This is a genomic window from Rapidithrix thailandica (assembly GCF_039710355.1).
Taxonomy (GTDB): domain Bacteria; phylum Bacteroidota; class Bacteroidia; order Cytophagales; family Flammeovirgaceae; genus Rapidithrix; species Rapidithrix thailandica.
Genome location: NZ_JBDKWZ010000040.1, coordinates 1 through 3,708 on the forward strand (window position 1 = coordinate 1; position 3,708 = coordinate 3,708).

4 protein-coding genes are annotated in these 3,708 nt (G+C 32.9%); all 4 read left to right on the forward strand.

Annotated features, from left to right (window positions below; all coding sequences use genetic code 11):
- The first annotated feature begins 184 nt into the window (after positions 1 to 184).
- Entirely contained in the window at positions 185 to 565 is a 381-nt protein-coding gene (locus tag AAG747_RS29145) for a tyrosine-type recombinase/integrase (protein WP_346824795.1), read from the forward strand.
- A gap of 64 nt (positions 566 to 629) precedes the next feature.
- Positions 630 to 1,427 carry a hypothetical protein gene (locus AAG747_RS29150; RefSeq protein WP_346824792.1) on the forward strand — a complete coding sequence of 266 codons (798 nt, stop codon included), beginning with the start codon at positions 630 to 632 and terminating at the stop codon, positions 1,425 to 1,427.
- Positions 1,428 to 1,505: 78 nt separating this feature from the next.
- Complete coding sequence (locus tag AAG747_RS29155; protein WP_346824793.1) at positions 1,506 to 3,398, forward strand: AAA family ATPase; 1,893 nt, start codon at positions 1,506 to 1,508, stop codon at positions 3,396 to 3,398.
- Between the two features lie 78 nt (positions 3,399 to 3,476).
- Positions 3,477 to 3,708: hypothetical protein (locus AAG747_RS29160; RefSeq protein WP_346824794.1), on the forward strand; the 232-nt coding region annotated here is incomplete at its 3' end.

Sequence of the window (3,708 nt, forward strand, 5' to 3'; positions counted from 1 at the left end):
TATTGTTATGGTAGGCAGCTCTACAGTAACTATCACAGAATTTCTTGTCCTGTCTGCCTTTCAGCGTCTTACCACATTGTAAGCAGGTTTCCATTCGATTATAATGATGATCTTACACTTGTATACGTATATTATACATTACGAATCTTTCCAAACAGTATCATTGTAGTCTGAAAGGAGCCTTATACTAGTCAGGAATGGTAAAGGAGGGAAGGACAGGACTACCCTACTATCAAAAAAAATGTTGACATTACTCAGAGAATACTATCGAATTTATCGACCAGAGTATTGGTTATTTGAAAGTCCAAATCGGAAAAACTACAGTGCTAGCAGTATTAGAAAAGTAATGAAAAGAGCTTTAAAGCGTACAAAAATAACCAAGCAAGCCAGTCCTCAAACCTTACGTCATAGTTTTGCTACACACTTGTTAGAAAGGGGCACTGATTTGAGATATATACAAAATCTCATGGGGTATGGATTTTCTAAGACCACAGAACGTTATACTCATATTACTAAAAAAAGTGTAGATGGCATTGTGAGTCCACTGGATAATTTGGATATTTGAGATAAGAGAAATAACGCGCATGTGCGCGTTACACAAATGTTGTGCTTAATTGAAATAAGTAAAAATGAAATATTGGAGAATAAATAGCCTTTGTAAATTTACTTCTCATGAATGGTTGAAGTCCAAAGTTTTGGATGAGATCAAAATGTACTTATGGAAAAGAGAATACCTCTGTCCTGATTTCGATAGACATCAGTCAATTAAATCGCCAGACAAAAGAACATACAGAATTAGAAAAGTTTGGAATGCAGAAGGAAATATATTTAGTGTCTTCGTTGAAAACGAATCAAATTGGGAATCTTCACACGGTGTATCTGAACCACAAATAATTACACTAATTCAAGACTTTTTCAAAGTCAATAATGGTCAATGGTATTATCTAGAAACTCTAACCGAAAATGAAGACTCTAAAATCAGCAAATCTGTCCGCCAAATTGAACCTATACAAATTAAGGACTTTCTTGATACATTTAGTAGCGAATTAGTTCCTCCAAAACCACAAATAATTGAAATTGGTAAATATGAATATCAAGAAACTGATATGTATTATGGACTTAAAACTCAATTTAAAACAATTCTTGACTTCTGGATATCATGCCTATATTGGGTCAATTGTGGAGAGCTTGAGGGTGAGGGTTTAACTTATTTGTCATACTTTAATTCATATGATTTAGCAAGTGGTAGCTGTATTCCAATGAACCTTAATGAGATTGACGAAATAATCAAGGAAATAAAGTCAAAAACAAATACTTTAAATAATCCTGTAAGTGTATATTTAATGAGAAAAGATTGGAATGATAAAGTGTATGTATTAGAATACGAGGATCGATTTGTAATGCATAATTGGCATACTGCTGAATAATTAAAACTAAGCACAACACTATGTAAAAATGCATTGAAACGCATTTTACATTAACCGTTGTGCATAATAGAACGATATATGAATAAACTATCAATAAAGCTTAATCAAAAATACAAGTCATTTAACTCTGGATTTCAATATGAATTCGAAGGAAATTTAATCCTTTTATCAGGTGTCAATGGTGCGGGTAAATCACAAATACTTAGTATCATTTATGGTCAGGAAGCCAAAAATCAAAATAGTCAAATAGGCTCTGAAATAATGCTTAATGGCAATAAATTATCCACCAATGATATAGAATTTAGATCCTTTAGGGAAAACATTAGCATTCCTGAGATTACTGCGTCAAATTCCCAAGCTCTTACAAGCTCTGGAAATCAAGCATGGCAGAAATATCAACAAAACTTGCTAAATCCCTTAGATAGAGGAAATCTTCAATTTTATGATTCATGTGTGAAAGCCAAAAATATTCTACTTGAAAAATACTCTGAGGAAGAGTTTAGGCAAAAATCTATAAGTTCAGAAGACTTCAAGGACCTCTTATTTGAGGCAGATTTTGTTTGGAAACAAACCGATATGTTCACAAATTCAGTTGGTGAAATATTTTTCAATCATGCCTTAAAGGTTAGTGAGAAGATGAAAGATGTTGGAAGAGATAATTTTGACCCTTCCATGCTTGATACTGCACCTTGGGTTGAACTGAATAACCTTTTCGAAGAATTAAACCTGGAATATAAGTTCAAGGACAATTATTTCATTAAGGGTGTTGAAATAAATGAACAACCCCAATTATTTTATAAGAAAGAAGATGGCAGCATTGAGGAAGATCAATCTCGAAAATTAGCTGATTTATCAGATGGGGAAAAGACTATTATTTCTCTATGTTTCGCTTCTTTGAGTGGAAATGATTCTTCAATAAAAAAACTACTCCTTCTTGACGAAATTGATGCAGTATTGAATCCATCTCTTATTCAAACCTTCTTCCAAGTAATAGAAAGATATTTTGTTTCAAAAAATGTTACTGTTGTTATGTCAACTCATTCCCCAGCTTCTATTGCGTTATCACCCTCTTCTACTTCGTATTATGAGGTTTTTAAAAGAAATGAAACTATTCATCGTGTGTTGGAGGTAAACAGAGAAGAATATTCAGAATTACAGATTGCGAATCGAGAGTTTTACGAAAAAATCTCAGATCAAAAAAGTAGAATAGAGTTTCTCGAAGGTAAAATTGAATCAGGAAATGATATCCTAATCATTACGGAAGGTAAAACTGATTGGAAGTATATGTTATCAGCACTTAGGTATTTTCACGCAAAAGGTGAATTTAGTGAGATTCAAGAATCTTATTTTTATAGATTTGGCTCTGCTGCTGATGTAGAATCTTCAATTTGTGATACAGAAATTGTTAATGAATTATCTGATGCTAAGTTGCGTAATTATCTAAACGGACTTGTAGAATCAAGAAAGATTGACAGTTCTGAAGTTTCACAGATAAGAATCGGGATTTTTGACTCGGACAATAAAAATGTTAAAATCGTCAACAATCATTCTTTAGGTGTTTATTCATTTAAAATATCGCCAGAAAATATCTCGACTGAATTTTTGTTTTCAGATGACGAGATTAAAACTATCGTCACGGATAAAAGACTATACATCGGAACCGAATTTGATGGTCAAAGTAAGATTAATTTGACCAGTTCCGAACTGAGTTTAGGTGGTGAATCTCAAAACACGAATAAAGCCGGGAAAAGAGTAATAATTGATTCAGGAGTTTATAATCGGTCAATTGAAAATGTTGCACTTTCAAAAGAATCTTTTGCCCAAAACATTTTCCAGGAAACTATTACCGTTTCAGAAAATAGTTGGGAAAATTTTAGACATATTTTCAATAATATTCTATCATTTATTCCAGCACAGGAAGAAGACTTGGAAGGTGGAACTGAAGAAGGAGTGGAGCAAGTTACAACATAAGAACTATGCACAACAAAACCTAAACTGCATTAAAACGCAGTTTAGCCAAACCGTTAGTAGTAATTAAAATCCTATAGATTGATTTCTGAAAACTTAAAAGCAACTATTGAGGAAAAACTCAGAAACTATTATTTACCATTTGCCAAGGTTTTTGGAGTATCATTTGGTTTTTTAGTCATAGTGACAGTTTTGACATCGGAAGATAGGAATATTGTTAGAGGCGTAATAGCCTGGATTTCAGCAGTATTTTGCTTGACGGTTTTTGTCGGTGGGATATATCATTTTTGGGACGATGTATTGAGATCTAAAA